Origin of the sequence: Streptomyces sp. H27-D2 (assembly GCF_035828615.1) — a bacterium.
GTDB lineage: Bacteria > Actinomycetota > Actinomycetes > Streptomycetales > Streptomycetaceae > Streptomyces.
The window spans coordinates 19,396-37,100 of sequence record NZ_JAYMZR010000039.1 but is presented as its reverse complement, the minus strand read 5'-3'; the positions used below and the strand labels follow the sequence as shown (position 1 = coordinate 37,100).

Genomic DNA, 17,705 nt, shown 5'->3' with positions numbered 1-17,705 from the left:
GGGGCGGGCCCCAGGCCCCCGGTACCTGTCCCGGTGTGTCGTACCCTCGTCCTCAGTCAGGCAGGGCCTGGCGCTGGACTCCATAGTTGAGGGATTCACGTGACAGAGGTGGAGCGGACCATCGGTACGCCGGATCCGGATGCCGAGCGGACCGGCGAGCAGTCCGGCGCGCGACCCGTCGAGCCCGCCGGCCCCGCCGAGTCATCGGCCGGGGCCGCGCCCTCGGAGGGGGCCGAGGACGGCACGGCGGGTACGACGGCGACGAGGGGCAAGCGGCGCATCGCGGTGCTGCTCGCGGTCGCCGCGCTCGCCTATGCCCTGGACCTCGGCACCAAGCTGATCGTGGTGGCTCAGCTGGAGCACCACGCGCCGGTCGAGGTCATCGGCAGCCTGCTGCGCTTCGAGGTGATCCGTAACCGCGGCGCCGCGTTCGGCATCGGGGAGGCGCTGACGATCTTCCTGACGCTGATCGCCGCGACGGTGATCGTCGTCATCGCCCGGCTGGCCCGCAAGCTCTACAGCCTGCCCTGGGCGATCGCGCTCGGCATGCTGCTCGGCGGCGCCTTCGGCAACCTCACGGACCGGATCCTCCGCTCGCCCGGCGTCTTCCGCGGCGCGGTGGTGGACTTCATCGCCCCCTCGCACTTCGCCGTCTTCAACCTCGCGGACTCCGCGATCGTCTGCGGCGGCATCCTGATCGTCATCCTCTCTTTCCGGGGCCTCGACCCGGACGGCACCGTCCACAGGGACTGAAGCGCGGGCCGGTCCGCCGGATCGGGTCAGGGCGGCGGCTCGCGGTCCGGCATACTCGTTGGGTGAGTACCCTTCCCGAAACCCGCACGCTGCCCGTCCCCGAAGGCCTGGAGGGCGAGCGCGTCGATGCTGCCCTGGCCAGGATGTTCGGCTTCTCCCGTACCAAGGCGGCGGAGCTGGCCGCTTCGGGAAAGGTCCGGGTGGACGGCTCCGAGGCCGGGAAGTCCGACCGGGTGCACGGTGGCGCCTGGCTCGAGGTCGAGATGCCCCCGCCGGCCGCTCCGGTGCGGATCGTCGCCGAGCACGTCGAGGGCATGCACATCGTGCATGACGACGACGACATCGTCGTGATCAACAAGCCGGTCGGCGTCGCCGCCCACCCCAGCCCCGGCTGGACCGGCACCACCGTCATCGGCGGCCTCGCCGCCGCCGGCTACCGCATCTCCACGTCGGGCTCCGCCGAGCGCCAGGGCATCGTGCACCGGCTGGACGTCGGCACCTCGGGGCTGATGGTCGTCGCCAAGTCCGAGCGCGCCTACACGCTGCTCAAGCAGCAGTTCCGCGAGCGCGTCGTCGACAAGCGCTACCACACGCTGGTCCAGGGCCACCCGGACCCGATGAGCGGCACCATCGACGCGCCCGTCGGCCGGCACCCGACCCACGACTACAAGTGGGCCGTGACCGCTGACGGCAAGCCCAGCGTCACGCACTACGACCTCATCGAGGCCTTCCGCGCCGCGAGCCTGCTGGACGTGAAGCTGGAGACGGGCCGTACGCACCAGATCCGGGTGCACATGGCCGCTCACCGGCACCCCTGCGTCGGCGACCTGACGTACGGCGCCGACCCCACCATCGCCAAGCGGCTCCAGCTCACCCGGCAGTGGCTGCACGCCGTCAAGCTCAGCTTCGAGCACCCCTCCGACGGCCGCTGGGTCTCGTACGAGACCGGCTACCCGGCCGACCTCCAGCTCGCGCTGGACATCATCCGGGCCGAGAGCGAGTGAACCCCGCCCCGTACCGGATCCAGGTGCTGGACGGGTCCGATCTTTCGGGGTGCCACGCGGTGTGCCGCGAGGTCTTCATCGTCGAGCAGGGAATCTCCGAGGCCGAGGAGATGGACGCGTACGACCCGCACGCCGTCCACCTGCTCGCGACCGCGGCCGGCGGCTCCGCGCCGCTGGGCACCGTCCGGTTCCTGTACGGAGCGGGCTCCCGCGAGAAGTACCCGGACGCCGCCCTCGACCACGACAGCACGGCCGTCATCGGCCGGCTCGCGGTCAGCGGCGCCGCGCGCGGCACCGGGCTGGGCGTCGCGCTGGTCCGGGCGGTCGAGGACGAGGCGCGCAGGATCGGGCTGACCGAGATCTACCTGGAGTCGCAGACCCACGCGCTCCGGTTCTACGAGCGGCTCGGCTACACCGCGTTCGGACCGGAGTTCGACGAGGGCGGCGGCATCCAGCACCAGGCGATGCGGCGCTCGCTCTGATCCCACGCCGGGGGCGTGCGGGGGCGCGGGCGGGCGCGTGCGAAGGACGCGGGAGACCGGGCCGCGCGCCGGTCCCGCCGGGCGCGGGGCACCACTGCCGGGCGTACGGGGGGCGCGCTGCGCCGACCCCGTGTTCACGCCGGTTGATCGCGGGCCGTGGCAGTCTTGAGTTCTTGATCGACCACCCCCGACCGTCCGGAGCGTACCGACCGTGGACCAGCTCGCCCTGCTGTTCGTGCTTCTCCTCGGCGCTGTGGTCATGGTCCCGCTCGGTGACCGGCTGGGGCTGCCCGCGCCGGTGCTGATGACGCTGGGCGGCATCGTCCTGGCGCTGCTCCCGTTCGTACCCAACGTCGAGGTGCCGCCCGAGTTCATCCTGCCGCTGGTGCTGCCGCCGCTGCTGTACGCGGCTGTGCAGCGCACCTCCTGGCGGCAGTTCGCGGCCAACAAACGGGCGATCTTCCTGCTCGCGGTGGCCCTCGTCTTCATCACCACGGCGGCCGTCGCGGCCGTCGCCGACGCCGTCGTCCCCGGCCTGCCGCTCGCCGGCGCCGTCGCGCTCGGCGCGCTGGTCGCCCCGCCGGACCCGGTCGCGGCGACCGCGGTGGCGGGCAAGCTGGGGCTGCCGCGCCGGATGGTCTCGATCCTGGAGGGCGAGGGCCTCTTCAACGACGTGACCGCGATCGTGCTCTACCACGTGGCCATCGCGGCGGCCGTCAGCGGCACCTTCTCGGTGCCGCACGCGGCCGGTCAGCTGGTGCTCTCCGCCGTCGTCGCCATAGCGGTCGGCCTCGCGCTGGGCTGGGCGGCCAACAAGCTGATGGGACTGCTCGGCGACGCGACCCTGCAGATCGGGCTCACGCTGCTGGTGCCCTTCGTCTCGTACGTGCTCGCCGAGGAGTTCAAGGGCTCCGGCGTGCTCGCCGTGCTCACCACCGCGATCTTCCTGGCCGAGCACGCGGTGGACGCCGACGACGTGCTCGGCAGGCTGGCCGGCAACACCTTCTGGGAAGTCGTCGACACCCTCGTCACCGGCGTCGCCTTCGGCCTCATCGGCCTGGAACTGCACAACGTCTTCGGCACCGCCTCCGGCCGCTGGCCGCAGATGCTCGGCGCGAGCGCCGCCGTCATCGGCGTCGTGATCGGCGTACGGCTGGTCTGGCTGCTCCCGGCCGCCTACCTGGCCAAACGGATGCACCGACGGCGGGACTACGAGGAGGACATCCCGCTGAGCTGGCGGGAGACCGTCGTCATGTGGTGGGCCGGGATGCGTGGCGTCGCCTCGGTGGCGCTGGCACTCGCCATCCCGCTCTCGGTCGAGGGCGGCGACGACTTCCCGGCCCGCGACGAGATACTCTTCATCGCCTTCGCGGTGATCATGGTCACCCTCGTCTTCCAGGGGCTGACCCTGCCCTGGCTGGTCAAGAGACTCGGGGTGCGCGCCGACGCGGACGCCGACGAGGCGCTGGAACGGCAGCTCGCGATCCGCGTCATCAAGGCGGCCAAGCGGCGGCTGCGCGAGATCGAGGAAGTCGAGGAGCTGCCCGACGAACTGTCGGAACAGCTCACCCGGCGCGCCTACGACATCGGCACCCGGATCTTCCCCGACATCGTCGAGGGCGAGCGGCGGGTCACGCACGACAAGCGGATCAAACGGATCAAGCGGGTGCAGCGCATCCAGGGCGAGATGATGTCGGCCGCCCGCCACGAGGTGCTGGCGGCTCGCAGTGAGCCGGGGACGGATCCGGAGGTTGTGGACCGGGTGTTGCGGCACCTTGACGTGCGGAGCTTGCGGGGCAGTTAGCACGGGGTGGCCGGGCAGGGTTTTTCGGGTTCGGCCCGGTGGGTGGGTGCTCAATCTCGCCCAGCCTTCGTCCGAGAGGTGCCCCCAACGGGCTGAATTCCGCCCGTACCCGGTCCACCACCACCGACATCGACTAGCTGCGCGGCCCGCCATCGTGGCCAGCCGAGCGGCGTGCCCGGCCCTGGGCGTCGTCGTAGTCCTCGCGGGAGGCCCGGTCGCGGGCGCGGCCGTGCGAGTCCGCGGGCGCGGCCTCGGTGCCGGTCGCCGCGCCGGTCGCCGCGCCGGTCGTGGAGCCCGGCTCGCGGTCCCGCGGCCGGTCGGACGGCTCCGTCCGGTCCTGCCCCCGCGCCCGGTCGAGAGCAGGGCTGACGACCGGACTCGTGTCGAGGCCCGGGGCGGGCGCCGTGGCGATGCGGGGCAGGGCGTACGGGTGCTCCTCGTACAGCCAGGTGATCATCCGCTCGCGGACCTCGCAGCGCACGTTCCAGATGGCGTCGGCGTCCCGTGCGGTGACCAGCGCGCGGAGCTGGACGGTGCTCGGGGTGGTGTCGGTGACGGTGAGGCTCAGGCCGCGGCCGTCCCAGTCCGCGCACTCCCGCACGATCTTCTCCAGCTGTACGCGCATCTCGCGGACCGGCGCGGAGTGGTCGAGGTGGAAGAAGACCGTGCCGGTCATCTGCGAGCCGCCGCGCGACCAGTTCTCGAACGGCTTGCTGGTGAAATACGACACTGGCATGGTGATCAGCCGCTCGTCCCAGGTGCGGACGGCCAGAAAGGTCAGCGTGATCTCCTCGACGGTGCCCCACTCGCCGTCCACCACCACCGTGTCGCCGAGCCGCACCATGTCGCCGAAGGCGATCTGGAGCCCGGCGAAGAGGTTGCCGAGGGTGGACTGGGCGGCGATGCCGGCCACGATGCCCAGCAGTCCGGCCGAGGCGAGCATCGAGGTGCCGACCGTGCGCATCGTCGGGAACGTCAGCAGCATGGCGGAGACCGCCACCACCCCGACGACGGCGGTCACCACCCGCTGGATGAGCGTCACCTGAGTGCGCACCCGCCGCAGCCGGGCCGGGTCGCGGGTGGTGGCCGCGTAGCGCGAGTAGCTGGACTCCACGATCGCCGTCGCGATCCGCACCACCAGCCAGGCCGTGGCGCCGATCAGCACCAGGGTGAGGAACTGGCCGGTTCCGGCCCGGTGGTCGCGGGCCAGCCGGGCCTGGTCGTACGAGCCGCGCAGCAGCGCCGCGCACAGCACCAACCGGAACGGGACGCGGCAGCGGCGCAGCCGGCCCCACAGCGGGGTCTCCGGGTGCCGGGCGTCCGTGCGGCGGAGCAGTACGTCGGCCGTCCAGCCGACGGCGAAGGTGATCGCCACCGATCCGCCGATCACGATCAGCGGACGCAGTACTTCCTCTGTGGACACCTCGGTCCTCCTCCAGTCGTCGCGGTCATCGCGGTCGTCGTGGTCGTTACCGCGGGCGCCCCCGTCCGAGCCTGTCAGCCTTCCCGCGTTTCCCGCGACCGTAACTGGCACGATGGGGTCCGTACGAATCAGCCACAAGAAAGAGACACCCGTGACGGACCCCTCGACGATCGTCCTGTTCCACTCGGCCTTCGGACTGCGGCCCGCCGTGCACACGGCCGCCGAGCGGCTGCGCGCCGCCGGGCACGAGGTGCACACGCCGGACCTGTACGACGGGCGGACCACCGACACCGTCGAGGACGGCATGGTGATCAAGGACGAGATCGGCGCGGAGGAACTGCTCAAGCGCGCCGTCAGGGCCGTCGCGCCGCTGTCCGAGCGGGGCCTGGTCTACGCGGGCTTCTCGCTGGGCGGGTCCATCGCGCAGAACCTCGCCCTCGCGGACGAGAAGGCCCGCGGGCTGCTGCTCCTGCACGGCACCTCGGACATCGCGGACGACGCCGCGACCGACGGCCTGCCCGTACAACTGCACGTCGCGGACCCGGACCCCTTCGAGCCGCACGACTGGCTGAACGCCTGGTACCTGCGGATGCAGCGGGCGGGGGCGGACGTGGAGGTCTACCGCTACCCCGGCGCGGGGCACGTGTTCACCGACCCGGAGCTGCCGGACTACGACGCGGAGGCCGCGGAGGAGACCTGGAAGGTCGCGCTCGGCTTCCTCGCCGAGCTGTAGGCGTACGCGGGCCCAGGCGGCTACGGGGCGGTCGCTGTCCTCAAGCGCGCACTAGCGAGGCTTCGGCGTCCCGGTGGAGCCGGTGAGCTTCCCCGAGCCCGACGCCTTCGCTCCCGGCTCGGCCGCCTTGAGCGGCTTCGCCTCGCGCACCATCCGCAGGTACCGGTCCCAGTCCCAGTGCGGCCCCGGGCAGGTGTGGTCCGTGCCGGGCACTTCCACATGGCCGATGATGTGCTCACGGTCCCGGGGAATGCCGTAGCGCTCGCAGATCCCGGCGGTGAGCACCGCCGACGCGCGGTACATCGTCTCGGTGAGATAGCGCGGCCGGTCCACCCAGCCCTCGTGCTCGATGCCGACGCTGCGCTCGTTGAAGCCCACGTTCCCGGCGTGGTAGGCCACGTCCAGCTCGCGTACCAGCTGCGCCACGTGCCCGTCGGCGGACCGCACCACGTAGTGGGTGGCCGCCCGGTGGCCCGGGTCCTGGAAGACCTTGAGGGTCACCGGGAAGGTCGCCTGCGGGACGTGGATGACGACCCGGTCGATCGAGTAGTCCGAGGGCCGGTCGGCCCGCCGCCAGTTCGCGGCGGAGGCGGGCACCCACTCGGCGCCCGGGTGGTCGACCGCGCCGTCCTCGCGCGGCCGGTCCACACCGGGCACCCGCCACCACATGTCCTCGGCGGGGCCGCTCAGGGCGTACACGGCCCCGCCGGCGACCGCCGCGCCGCCCGCGAGCAGCAGACCGCGCCGGCTGATCCCACGCCCGCCGTTCGCGCCGCCGCCACTGCCCTTGGCCCCCGCCATGTCCACTCCGTGCGTCTCCGTACGACCGCTGCCGCCCGGGCGGGTGCCCGGGCGGGTGCGTACGGATCGCCGTACGCACCGCTCAGGTCAGCGTACGGGCCGGTCCGCGCGCTCGACCCGCTGTGTGCCGGTCGGGGTGCGGTAGGAGCGGGCCCACTTCGCCGTCGCGGTGGGGTCGGACTTGTCGGAGAGGACGTAGTAGTCCATCTGCGAGCGCTCGGCGGTGACGTCGAGGACGCCGTAGCCGTGCGAGTCCATGTCCAGCCACTTCACATGCCGGTTGGCGGCCTTGATGGCGGCCGCCGCGACCAGCGACACGGTGTGCGGCAGGACATGAAGGATGTCGTCGAGGTTGTCCGAGGTCACCGAGGTGACGACGAACTCGGTCGCGGCGGACGCGGAGTGCGGGTACGTCGCGGCCTTCACCGGCACGTCGTTCGCCCACGCCATGTGGATGTCGCCGGTGAGGAAGACGGTGTTGTCGACGCCGCGGTCCCGCAGGTGGGTCAGCAGCTCGCGCCGGTCGTCGGTGTAGCCGTCCCACTGGTCGACGTTGATCGCCAGGCCCTCCTTCGGCAGCCCCAGCAGCTCGGCTATCGGGCCCAGCAGATGAGCCGGCAGCGAGCCGAAGGCCACCTGGGAGATCATCACCGAGGTGCCGACCAACCGCCAGGCGGTGTCGGAGGAGGCCAGCCCGGCCTTCAGCCAGTCGAGCTGGGCGCGCCCGGTGATCGTCCGGTCCGGGTCGTCCACGTCGCCGTTGCCCACCGTGGACTGCTCCGAGCGGAACGAGCGCAGGTCGAGCAGGTGCAGCTCGGCGAGGGTGCCGAAGCGCAGCTTGCGGTAGGTGGTGCCGGAGGTGGAGGTGCGGACCGGCATCCACTCGAAGTACGCCTGCTTGGCGGCCGCCATCCGCTGCGCCCACGCGCCCTCGGCGCCGGGGGTGTGGTTCTCCGCGCCGCCCGACCAGGCGTCGTTGGCGAACTCGTGGTCGTCCCAGATCGCGATCACCGGGTGCGCGTGGTGCAGCGCCTGGAGGTCCAGGTCGGTCTTGTAACGGCCGTGCCGGATGCGGTAGTCGGCGAGGGTGGTGATCTCGTGGGCGGGGGAGTGCGGGCGCACGACGTACTTCTGCTCGGGGTATTCGGCGGACTTGTACTCGTAGATGTAGTCGCCGAGGTGCAGGACGGCGTCGAGGTCGGGGCGGGCGGCCAGGTGCCGGTAGGCGCTGAAGTAGCCCGACTCCCAGTTGGCGCAGGAGACCACGCCGAAGCGGATGCCGGGGGCCGCCGCGTCGTGAGCGGGGGCGGTGCGGGTGCGGGCGGCGGCGGAGGTCACCGAGCCCGCGGTGAACCGGAAGTGGTAGTCGGTGGCGGCGCGCAGGCCGCGGACATCGGCCTTGACGGTGTGATCGCCGGCCGCGGCGGCGGTCGCCGTGCCGTGCGCGACGATCCGGGTGAACGCCTTGTCCTCGGCGACCTCCCAGCCGACGGCGACGTCCGGGCCGCGCCCGGAGCCGGGCAGCGCGTCGGGGGTGGGGGTGACCCGGGTCCACAGCAGGATGCCGTCGGGGAGCGGGTCGCCGGACGCGACACCGTGCAGGAAGGCGGGGGCGTCGGCGGCGCGCGCGGACGATGCGGCGGCGAACGGCAGCAGGGCTGCGGAGGCGGCTACGGCCGTGACGGCCGTGCGGCGCGAAATGTGCGCAAGATCGGTCACGAGCGATCACATTACTGGCTGGTATGGCCACGGGTGGGCGAACTCGGTAAGTTCGCCCACCCGTTGATGAAACGTCAGCCGGTGGTCGCGGCAGCCTGCTCGCCGAAGGCCCGTCCGTCAGGAATCCTCCGGCGAGGACGGCGGCGGCTACTTGGCGGCGATCTCCTTGTCCACCAGGGAGTTGAACTCCTCCGGGGTGCTCGGCGCCGTGCCCTTGGCGTCCTTCTGGAGCTTCTTGCCGTCGAGCTTGAAGGACGGAGTGCCCTGCATGCCGCTCTTGTCGAACTGCTTGTTCATCTCCAGCGCCCACTTGTCGTAGGTGCCGTTCTTCACGGCCTTCTCGAAGGTCTTGTTCCCCTTGAGGCCCTCGACCTGCTGCGCGATCTTGATCAGCTCGGCGTCGTCGGCGAAGGTGTCGCTGGTCTCCGCCGGGTGGTTCTTCACGGAGTAGAGCGCGGTCTTGTAGTCCAGGAACTCCTGCTTGCCGACGTTCAGCGCCGCGCCGAGGGCGGAGGTGCCGTTCTTCGAGCCGTTGCCCTTGGGCGTCAGCACCTTGTCGATGAAGCCGGCGATCGTGAAGGACGCCTTGTACTTGCCGTCCTTGATGTCCTTGAGCAGGACATCGCCGGTCGTCTGCTCGAACTGGGCGCAGGCCGGGCAGCGCGGGTCCTCGTAGACGTCGAGGGTGTGCTCGGCCTTCTTGTCGCCGATGACGATGCTCAAGCCGTCCTTGCCGGACGTGTTGGCCGGGGCGACCAGCTTCTTCTTGGCGGCGGCCGACCAGACCTTGCCGCCGCCGCTCTCGTCGTCGCCGCTCATGTTGGAGACGGCCACGCCGATGCCGGCCGCGATCGCGATCACCGCGACGACGGCGCCGCCGACGACCAGCTGGCGGCGCAGCTTGTCCTTCTTCGCCTGCTGCACGCGCTCGGCCTTGAGCCGCTCACGCGCCGACTGCTTGTTCTCCCAGGTGTTCCGCTTGCTCATGATGCTGCCTTCTTCGAAGTGTCGTGACGTGGGTGCGGACCGGTGCGCTCAGGCGGTTGCCGGGGAGCACGGCGGGCCACGCCGGACGAGGGAGTGCAGCAGCAGCGGATGCGCGAGAGCGGTGCGCACCCGGCGCACCGGCCGGGGGGCCGGGCGGCGCGGTGCGAGCGCCGCGCAGACCGAGGCGGCGACGGTGGCGAGGGCGGTCAGCAGCGGCCGGAAGGTGAGGACGCCGACCGCGCGCAGCAGCTGGCCGAGCGCCGCCTCGCCGCGCCGCAGCCAGAGCGCGGCGGCCAGACCGACCGCGACATGGGCGGCGAGCAGCAGCCAGGGGGCCGTCCAGGACGTCGCGCCGTCGCCGATGCGCAGCGCGGCGCCGTCCCGGGCCGCGGCCATCCGGGCGAGCGGGGTGCCGAAGCTGCCGCCGCCGCAGAGCAGGTCGACGCCGACCGAGCGCAGCGGGCCGGTGACCGGGCCGCCGGACTGCCCGTAACAGGCGTGCTGGCCGGTGGTGAAGACGGTGTCGGCGGCCAGCTCCAGCGGGACGAGCAGCGCCGCGATCCGCCAGTAGCCGCGCTCCCGGCCGGCCAGTGCGTACGAGAGCGCGAACACGGCGGCGCAGAGCGCCAGGACGGTGCTCAGCGGCAGCGGCACGCCGGACAGCAGCACATGCGAGGCCGCGGACAGCGTCACGCACAGCGCTGTGAAAAGCGCCGCGCGCAGTGCCCTCGGTCCTGCCGCTGATATGTCCATCGCGGGAGAGTGTGCCACGGTCGCGGGTAAGGGGTGCTTAAACGCCCCGGCCCCCGCGGCCCGCGCCGTCTCGCTAAAGACCCGGTATGGCGCCATTGCGGAACAGGTCGACGAAGGTCTGGTGGTCCGCGCGGGCCGTCGCGCCGTAGGCGTGCGCGAAGTCGATCAGGAGCGCCGCGAAGCCCTCCTCGTCGGCGGCGATGGCCGCGTCGATGGCGCGCTCGGTGGAGAACGGCACCAGGGAGTGGCCGCTCTCGTCGTCCGCCGCCGCGTGCATGGTGGCGGTGGCCCGGCCGAGGTCGGCGACGACCGCCGCGATCTCCTCCGGGTCGTCGAGGTCGGACCAGTCGAGGTCCACCGCGTACGGCGAGACCTCGGCGACGAGCTGGCCCGAGCCGTCCAGCTCGGTCCAGCCCAGCCATGGGTCGGCGGCGGCCTGCAGAGCGCGCTGCGAGATGACCGTGCGGTGGCCCTCGTGCTGGAAGTAGCCGCGGACCCGCTCGTCGGTGATGTGCCGGGAGACGGCCGGGGTCTGCGCCTGCTTCATGTAGATCACGACGTCGTTCTCCAGGGCGTCGCTGTTGCCCTCCAGCAGGATGTTGTACGAGGGCAGCCCGGCGCTGCCGATCCCGATGCCCCGGCGGCCGACGACGTCCTTGACGCGGTAGGCGTCGGGCCGGATGCGGCTGGCCTCGGGCAGCGTGTCCAGATAGCCGTCGAAGGCGTCCAGCACCTTGTAGCGGGCGGCCGCGTCCAGCTCGATCGCGCCGCCGCCGGAGGCGAAGCGCCGCTCGAACTCGCGGATCTCGGTCATCGAGTCGAGCAGCCCGAACCGGGTGAGCGCGCGGGCGTCGCGCAGCGCGCCGAGCAGTGGGCCGGTCGCGGTGTCCAGCGTGAAGGGCGGCACCTCGTCGTTCTTGGCGCCGGTGGCCAGGGCGTGGATGCGCTCGCGGTAGGCCTCGGCGTAGGTGCGCACCAGGTCGGAGATCACTTCGTCGCTGAGCGCCTTGGTGTAGCCGATCAGCGCTACGGAGGCGGCGAAGCGCTTGAGGTCCCAGGTGAAGGGGCCCACGTACGCTTCGTCGAAGTCGTTGACGTTGAAGATCAGCCGGCCGTTGGCGTCCATGTACGTGCCGAAGTTCTCGGCGTGCAGATCGCCGTGGATCCACACCCGGGCGGTGCGCTCGTCCACGTAGGGGCCGCTGACGTTATCGTCGCCGGCCCGCTCCAGGTCGGCGTAGAACAGGCCGGCGGTGCCCCGGTAGAACGCGAAGGCCGAGGCGGCCATCTTCCGGAATTTGACCCGGAACGCGGCCGGGTCGGCTGCCAGCAGCGCGCCGAAGGCGGTCTCGAAGACGGTGAGAATCTGCTCGCCGCGCTGTTCGTCGTGGACCTGCTGGCTTGCCATCCGGGTGCGCCTCCTGGGCGTGTGGTGCGGGGTGGTTCTGTCGGTGACAACGCGTGAGCGTACCCGCGAGTGCCCGTTGGCTGTCAGTCGGTCGACGCAGACTTCGGGACCGTCTCACCCACCTGTCGCCGACCGTTCGCCGTAGGTCTGTCACCGTGACCAAGCCGCCCTTCACGCACCTGCACGTCCACACCCAGTACTCGCTGCTGGACGGTGCCGCGCGGCTCAAGGACAGGTTCGAGGCGTGCGATGAGATGGGTATGTCGCACATCGCCGTGACCGACCACGGCAACCTGCACGGGGCGTACGACCCGGCTGGCTGACCAGCACGGTGCGACCGCTGGAAGACGGTCAGACCGTCGTCGTGGTGGTCGCGCGCGCGACCCCGTGACACCTTTCCATCCCGTCGCACACAAAGGAGCACAGCTCATGAGCGACACACTGACCAATCCGGTGGAGGCTCAGAGCCTCAACCTCGACGCCCCGGACCCGGGGTGAGCGCAGCCGACGTGGACGCCTACACCCACCTCGCCGCGGCGGGGCTCATCGGTTCCGGCGCGAACAACTGCGCGGTAGCCCAGAACAACGCCGCGCTGCGGCCGGACACCAGCGTCACCCTGGGCGGAGGAACCACGGAAACCGATGACGGTGACATCGTCCCGCCGGACGACGTGTCCGATGAGGGCTCCGAGGAGAAGTAACGGCGCCAGCAGCTGAACGAGGCCCGGGACGCACAGTGTCCCGGGCCTCTCGCTGCAGAGCGCCGTCTTTCCAGCGCTGCTCCTCATCGGCGAGCGCGTCGAGATCCACCGTCTGCGACCGGGATGTTCTGCACCCATGCCGCGGCGAGTGCGGTGAACACCGTCACGTTGGCCTGGTCGAGCTGCCCGTCCACGAGGAACAGGGCCAGCAGCTCGTCGGCGGCCGGCTCGCCACGCTGGCGCGCCGGGCACAGCGCTGCCTCCCGCACCCCTGTGACGTCTTCGCCCCGGGCGTTCTTCCACGCATGCGGGAAACGGGCCAGGAGCAGCGTGGCGCCGTCGCAGTCGCGGCACGCCGGCGGTGCGTCGAGTCGCAGCCGGATCTCCTCGGTCTGCTCGGTCATACCGCGCCGAGCCACGCTTCCGGGCCGAAGGAGCCCTTCACGTCGGAGGCGAGCGAGTTCGGATCGACCAGGTAACCGAGTTCGAACACGGTCGTCTTGTCCGGCCCCTGGACGCGCAGCCGCACCGGGCTCTCGCCCCGGTGCGCGGTGAGGATGCGTTTGAGTTCCTTGACGCTGGGCTCGTTGACCTTGTGGGAGCGCATGAACAGCTGCACGGGCGGCCTGCCTCCGTGTTCGGCGGAGGACACGTCCAGTTCGCCGAGCTCCTGGCCGATGATGTTCATGGTGCCGTCCCGGTCCTGCGCGCGGCCGAGGACGGAGACGACGCTGTCCGGGATGAGCGCGTGGCCGACGAGTTGGTAGGTCTGCGGAAAGAAGCACACCTCGATCGAGGCATCGCGGTCGGTGAACTGGACCGCCGCCCAGGCGTTGCCCTGCTTCGTCATCTTCCGCTCCACGCTGGTGATCAGCCCGGCGATCTTCACCTGCCCTTCCTGGCCGCTCGCCATGATCTCGGCGACGGTGGTGTCCCGGTTGCGGGCCAGGATGTGCTCGGTGCCGTCCAGCGGGTGCGCGGAGACGTAGAGGCCCAGCATGTCCCGTTCGGTGGCGAGGAGTTGCTTGCGGGGCCACTCGCTCTCGTCGATGGGGAAGTCCAGGCCGAACGCGGGCGTGTCGTCGTCTGGCCCGCCGAGGTCGGCGAAGAGGTCGTCCTGCCCGTACGAGGCGGCCTTCTTGACCGGGATGATCGCATCGATGGCGTCTTCATGGATGCGGGACAGGCCCTTGCGGCTGTGGTCCAGGGAGTCGAAGGCGCCAGCCTTGATCATGGACTCCACGGCCCGCTTGTTCAGCGCCCCGATCTCGGATTTGTCGAGGAAGTCGGCGAAGGAGCTGTATTTTCCCTTGGCTTTGCGGGTGGCGACCAGCGACTCGATGACGCCCTCGCCGACGTTGCGTACCGATTGCAGGCCGAACCGCACGTCCTCGCCGACGGCCGTGAATTCGGCGAGCGATTCATTGACGTCCGGGGGCAGGACCTGCACGCCGCTCTTGCGCGCGTCCGCGAGGTAGACGGCGGCCTTGTCCTTGTCGTCGCCCACCGAGGTCAGCAACGCGGCCATGTACTCGGCCGGGTAGTTCGCCTTCAGGTAGGCCGTCCACACGGAGACGAGGCCGTAACCGGCGGTGTGGGACTTGTTGAAGGCGTAGCCGGAGAAGGGGAGCATGACGTCCCAGAGCGCCTTGATGGCCTCCTCCGAGTACGTGTTCTCCCGCATGCCGGCGTGGAACTTCTCCCACTCGGCCGCCAGCACTTCCGGCTTTTTCTTGCCCATGGCGCGGCGCAGCAGGTCGGCGCCGCCGAGGGTGTATCCGGCGAGCTGGCGGGCGGTGGCCATGATCTGCTCTTGGTAGACGAGCAGGTGGTAGGTGTTGCCGAGGATCGGCTCCAGGGCGTCCTTGAGCTCCGGGTGGATCGGCTCGATCGGCTGGTTGCCGTTCTTGCGGTGCGCGTAGTTGGTGTGCGCGTTCGCTGCCATCGGTCCGGGCCGGTACAGGGCGATGGCTGCGGCGATGTCCTCGAAGCGGGTGGGCACCATCAGTTTGAGCAGCGCGCGCATGCCGCCGCCGTCGAGCTGGAACACGCCGAAGGTGTCGCCGCGGGCGAGCAGCTCGAAGGTCTTGGTGTCGTCCAGGGGGATGGTCTCCGTGGACAGTTCGACGCCGCGGTTCGCCCGGATGTTCTGGATGGCCTGGTCGATGACGCCGAGGTTGCGAAGCCCCAGGAAGTCCATCTTGACCAGTCCCATGTCCTCGCAACTGGGGTAGTCGAAGCCGGTGATCTTGACGCCGTCTTTGGCCCGCATGTGCAACGGGATGCGGTTGGTCAGTTTCGTCTTGGACAGGATGACCGCGGCCGCGTGCACGCCCGTGTTGCGGATCAGGCCCTCGACGCCCATCGCGGCGTCGATGACCTTTTTCACGTCCGGCTCGTTCTGGTACATCTGCCGGATCTCGCCGGCCTCGCCGTAGCGCGGGTGCGCGGGGTCGAAGATGCCGGGCACCGAGATGCTCTTGCCCTGCTGGTCCGGCGGCAGCGCCTTCGTGATCCGCTCACCGTGGTTGTACGGGTAGCCCAGGACGCGCGACGAGTCCTTGATCGCGTTCTTCGCCTTGAGCTTGCCGAACGTGTTCACCATGGCGGTGTACTCGTCGCCGTACTTGTCCACGACGTAGCGGACCATGATGTCGCGCTTACGGTCGTCGAAGTCGAGGTCGACGTCCGGCGGGTTGATGCGCTCCGGGTTCAGGAACCGCTCGAAGAGCAGACCGTGCTCCAGCGGGCACAGCTCGGTGATCCGGGTCGCGTACGCGACGATCGAGCCGGTCGCCGAACCACGGCCGGGGCCCACCGGGATCTTGTTGTCCCGCGCGTACTTGCAGATGTCCGCGACCACGAGGAAGTACGAGGAGAAGCCCATCGGACCGATGACCTTCATCTCGGTCTCGAACCGCTCCATGACCGGCTCCGGGACCGGGGTGCCGTAGCGCATCTCCAGACCCGTGAGGACGTCCTTGCGCAGCCAGGACTCCTGGGTTTCTCCCTCGGGCACGTCCGGGAACTGCGGCATCTCATCGACTTCGTCGAAGACCGACGCGTAGGACTCGATGCGCTCCGCGATGAGCAGGGTGTTGTCGCACGCCTCGGGCAGCTCCGAGAACAGCTCCCGCATCTGGGCGGCGGTCTTGAGGTAGTAGCCCGAGCCGTTGAAGCGGAACCGGCTCGGATCGTCTTTGTTCTTGCCGACCCCGATGCACAGCAGGTTGTCGTGCGCGTCCGAGTGCTCTTCCAGAACGTAGTGCGCGTCGTTCGTGGCGAGCAGCGGGATGTCGAGATCCTTCGCCAGCCGCAGCAGGTCGGCGCGGACGTTGCGCTCCAGGTCCAGGCCGTGGTCCATCAGCTCCAGGAAATAATTCTCCTTCCCGAGGATGTCCTGATAGGCCCCGGCCGTCTCCCGCGCCTCGTCGTACTGCTTCAGCCGCAGCCGGGTCTGGATCGCCCCGGAGGGGCAGCCCGTGGTCGCGATGATGCCCTCGGCGTGCTCGGCGATCAGCTCACGGTCCATACGGGGCTTGCCCGACGGGAACTGCCCGGTGTACGACGCCTCGGTCGTCAGCGAGAAGAGATTCTGGAGACCTTGGACGTTCCGCGCCCACATCGTCATGTGGGTGAACCGGCCGCCACCGGAGACGTCCTTGGAGCCTTCGCCGTCGTCCGACATGGCCCGCACCCCGCCAGGACCCCAGAACTCCTGCTTGCGGTTGCGGCGCGAGGACGGGGCCACGTACGCCTCGATGCCGATGATCGGCTTGACCCCGTCAAAGCCCTTGGCCACCTGCTGGAACTCATACGCACCGAACATATTGCCGTGATCGCTCATCGCGATGGCCGGCATCTCCTGACGCGCGACCTCGGCGAACATCGGCTTGAGCCGCTGAGCACCGTCGAGCATCGAATATTCAGTGTGATTGTGCAGGTGAACGAAGCTGTCAGCCACCGAGCGGGCCTCCGGTCAGGGGTTGTGGGAAGCCTCCACCCTATCCCTCACGGCACACCGGAATCTTCCCGTCGCGGCACCTGGCACCATGATCGAAAACGGGCATATCCCTGACCTCGCGTTGTCTCCGAGGGTGGCCGGAAGACTCTTACGAGTAGCCGCTGGGGCGTTCCCTCGCATGCGCTGCGCTCGACGGTCAAGGCCCCTCCGAGCGGGGCGGCCTGTAACGCCTGGGCTTCCCACTCCGTCCATAGAGAGAAGCTCGGACGAATGGCTCGGGCGACCTGCTGTGCCGCCAGGAGGAACCACCGTGCCGCCCTCCGTACTTGATCAGCTTGAGATCCGGCTCTTCCCCGAATCCGCCCGCGCGCTGGGCTGCCCGTACGCGGTCGGCGACCGCCTCACCACTGCATGTTCTTCCCCGCCACCTATCAGCTGGTCTCCACCCAACTCGTCGAGGACACCGTGGTGTTCGTCAAGGGCCGCCTCGACAAGCGCGAGGACGTGCCGCGGCTGGTCGCGATGGAGCTGATGGTCCCCGATGTGTCGAGCGCCGGCACCAACGCGCCCGTGACGATCGCCATCCCGACCGTGAAGGTCACCCCGCCGCTGGTCGAGAAGCTCGGCCAGGTGCTCGGCCGGCGCCGGGGCGACACCGAGGTGCGGACAAGCTGCAAGGGGCCCGGAAGACCACCGTGCTGCGGCTGGACAAGCACCGGGTCACGGCGGACCCCGCGCTCTTCGGCGGCCTCAAGGTGCTGCTCGGCCCGGCCTGCCTGGCGGGCTGCCCGCCCCGGAGGGCCGGATCAGGGGACCGCACGCGGGCGCCCGGCCCGGGAAGCACGCTCGGGCACCCGACCCGGGAAGCGCGCGCGAGGGGCGCGCCCATGGCGGGCGCGCCCCTCGGACAGCGATCGTGCCGATACGACGGTCAGTTGTGTCCGAACCTCCGCTGGTGCTTGCGGGCCACGTCCGATGGACTGCCCTGTGCCGGCGCCTGGACCTGAGTCTGAGCCTCCATCGCGGTGCTCTTGGCCTGTTCCTCGCCGCGCTCAGCGGTACTGGCGCGGTTCTGCTGGTTGCGCTCGCGCTTGTGCTTGCCCATGAGGTTTCCTCCAGTTGGAGTGTCGGAGCGTGGGCTTGCTTCAGGCTTACATGTGTCGACAAAGCGCG

At 70.4% G+C, this 17,705-nt stretch carries 15 protein-coding genes and 2 pseudogenes; 8 read left to right on the top strand and 9 right to left on the bottom strand.

The window, feature by feature from the left end:
- Positions 1–99: 99 nt before the first annotated feature.
- From lspA to QMK28_RS16930, 4 genes are all read left to right on the top strand, one after another.
- Entirely contained in the window at positions 100–753 is a 654-nt protein-coding gene (gene lspA / locus QMK28_RS16945; protein WP_326438717.1) for a signal peptidase II, read from the top strand.
- Between the two features lie 62 nt (positions 754–815).
- Positions 816–1,757, top strand: coding sequence for an RluA family pseudouridine synthase (locus QMK28_RS16940; RefSeq protein ID WP_326438715.1), 942 nt, complete (start codon positions 816–818; stop codon positions 1,755–1,757).
- Positions 1,754–2,239 (top strand): GNAT family N-acetyltransferase, encoded by a 486-nt coding sequence (locus tag QMK28_RS16935; RefSeq protein WP_326438713.1) that lies wholly within the window; start codon positions 1,754–1,756, stop codon positions 2,237–2,239. Before QMK28_RS16940 ends, QMK28_RS16935 begins: the two co-directional genes overlap by 4 nt.
- Before the next feature lie 211 nt (positions 2,240–2,450).
- Entirely contained in the window at positions 2,451–4,043 is a 1,593-nt protein-coding gene (locus QMK28_RS16930) for a Na+/H+ antiporter (RefSeq protein WP_326438711.1), read from the top strand.
- Between the two features lie 133 nt (positions 4,044–4,176).
- On the opposite strand, the gene QMK28_RS16925 is transcribed toward QMK28_RS16930, so the two are convergent.
- Positions 4,177–5,466: a mechanosensitive ion channel family protein gene (locus tag QMK28_RS16925; protein WP_326438709.1), complete on the bottom strand. Its 1,290-nt coding sequence runs from the start codon at positions 5,464–5,466 to the stop codon at positions 4,177–4,179.
- A gap of 112 nt (positions 5,467–5,578) precedes the next feature.
- Here QMK28_RS16925 and QMK28_RS16920 point away from each other — a divergent pair, with 112 nt between their 5' ends.
- On the top strand, positions 5,579–6,199 hold the full coding sequence (locus QMK28_RS16920) for a dienelactone hydrolase family protein (protein ID WP_326438707.1): 621 nt from the start codon (positions 5,579–5,581) through the stop codon (positions 6,197–6,199).
- Between the two features lie 51 nt (positions 6,200–6,250).
- On the opposite strand, the gene QMK28_RS16915 is transcribed toward QMK28_RS16920, so the two are convergent.
- From QMK28_RS16915 to QMK28_RS16895, 5 genes are all read right to left on the bottom strand, one after another.
- Complete coding sequence (locus QMK28_RS16915; RefSeq protein WP_326438705.1) at positions 6,251–7,000, bottom strand: N-acetylmuramoyl-L-alanine amidase; 750 nt, start codon at positions 6,998–7,000, stop codon at positions 6,251–6,253.
- Positions 7,001–7,087: 87 nt separating this feature from the next.
- A complete protein-coding gene (locus tag QMK28_RS16910; RefSeq protein WP_326438703.1) occupies positions 7,088–8,719 on the bottom strand; it encodes an alkaline phosphatase D family protein in 1,632 nt (543 codons plus the stop codon).
- A gap of 147 nt (positions 8,720–8,866) precedes the next feature.
- Entirely contained in the window at positions 8,867–9,706 is an 840-nt protein-coding gene (locus QMK28_RS16905; RefSeq protein ID WP_326438701.1) for a thioredoxin domain-containing protein, read from the bottom strand.
- A 48-nt stretch (positions 9,707–9,754) separates the two neighbouring features.
- Positions 9,755–10,459 (bottom strand): hypothetical protein, encoded by a 705-nt coding sequence (locus QMK28_RS16900; RefSeq protein WP_326438699.1) that lies wholly within the window; start codon positions 10,457–10,459, stop codon positions 9,755–9,757.
- Between the two features lie 73 nt (positions 10,460–10,532).
- Positions 10,533–11,867, bottom strand: coding sequence for a DUF2252 domain-containing protein (locus QMK28_RS16895; protein WP_326438698.1), 1,335 nt, complete (start codon positions 11,865–11,867; stop codon positions 10,533–10,535).
- 155 nt (positions 11,868–12,022) lie between these two features.
- Here QMK28_RS16895 and QMK28_RS16890 point away from each other — a divergent pair.
- Both QMK28_RS16890 and QMK28_RS16885 read left to right on the top strand, forming a co-directional pair.
- Positions 12,023–12,178, top strand: a pseudogene (locus QMK28_RS16890) (PHP domain-containing protein); the annotation flags it as partial.
- A 183-nt stretch (positions 12,179–12,361) separates the two neighbouring features.
- Entirely contained in the window at positions 12,362–12,568 is a 207-nt protein-coding gene (locus tag QMK28_RS16885; RefSeq protein ID WP_326438697.1) for a hypothetical protein, read from the top strand.
- Positions 12,569–12,651: 83 nt separating this feature from the next.
- Here the strand turns inward: QMK28_RS16885 and QMK28_RS16880 are convergent, their stop codons facing one another.
- Positions 12,652–12,972 carry a DUF6300 family protein gene (locus QMK28_RS16880; RefSeq protein WP_326438696.1) on the bottom strand — a complete coding sequence of 107 codons (321 nt, stop codon included), beginning with the start codon at positions 12,970–12,972 and terminating at the stop codon, positions 12,652–12,654.
- Entirely contained in the window at positions 12,969–16,487 is a 3,519-nt protein-coding gene (gene dnaE, locus QMK28_RS16875; RefSeq protein WP_443050747.1) for a DNA polymerase III subunit alpha, read from the bottom strand. Before dnaE ends, QMK28_RS16880 begins: the two co-directional genes overlap by 4 nt.
- Positions 16,488–16,940: 453 nt before the next feature.
- On the opposite strand from dnaE, the pseudogene QMK28_RS16870 reads away from it, so the two are divergent.
- A pseudogene (locus QMK28_RS16870) lies at positions 16,941–17,317 on the top strand (DNA polymerase III subunit alpha); the annotation flags it as partial.
- A 146-nt stretch (positions 17,318–17,463) separates the two neighbouring features.
- On the opposite strand, the gene QMK28_RS16865 reads toward QMK28_RS16870, so the two are convergent.
- Positions 17,464–17,637, bottom strand: coding sequence for a hypothetical protein (locus QMK28_RS16865; protein ID WP_326438692.1), 174 nt, complete (start codon positions 17,635–17,637; stop codon positions 17,464–17,466).
- Positions 17,638–17,705: the final 68 nt, after the last annotated feature.

Excerpts from the sequence above, each read along its gene's own strand:
- QMK28_RS16920 (WP_326438707.1), top strand. The coding sequence starts at position 5,579 with ATGGGGTCCGTACGAATCAGCCACAAGAAAGAGACACCCGTGACGGAC.
- QMK28_RS16915 (WP_326438705.1), bottom strand. The coding sequence starts at position 7,000 with ATGGCGGGGGCCAAGGGCAGTGGCGGCGGCGCGAACGGCGGGCGTGGG.
- QMK28_RS16905 (WP_326438701.1), bottom strand. The coding sequence starts at position 9,706 with ATGAGCAAGCGGAACACCTGGGAGAACAAGCAGTCGGCGCGTGAGCGG.
- QMK28_RS16900 (WP_326438699.1), bottom strand. The coding sequence starts at position 10,459 with ATGGACATATCAGCGGCAGGACCGAGGGCACTGCGCGCGGCGCTTTTC.
- QMK28_RS16895 (WP_326438698.1), bottom strand. The coding sequence starts at position 11,867 with ATGGCAAGCCAGCAGGTCCACGACGAACAGCGCGGCGAGCAGATTCTC.
- QMK28_RS16880 (WP_326438696.1), bottom strand. The coding sequence starts at position 12,972 with ATGACCGAGCAGACCGAGGAGATCCGGCTGCGACTCGACGCACCGCCG.
- dnaE (WP_443050747.1), bottom strand. The coding sequence starts at position 16,487 with ATGCTCGACGGTGCTCAGCGGCTCAAGCCGATGTTCGCCGAGGTCGCG.
- QMK28_RS16865 (WP_326438692.1), bottom strand. The coding sequence starts at position 17,637 with ATGGGCAAGCACAAGCGCGAGCGCAACCAGCAGAACCGCGCCAGTACC.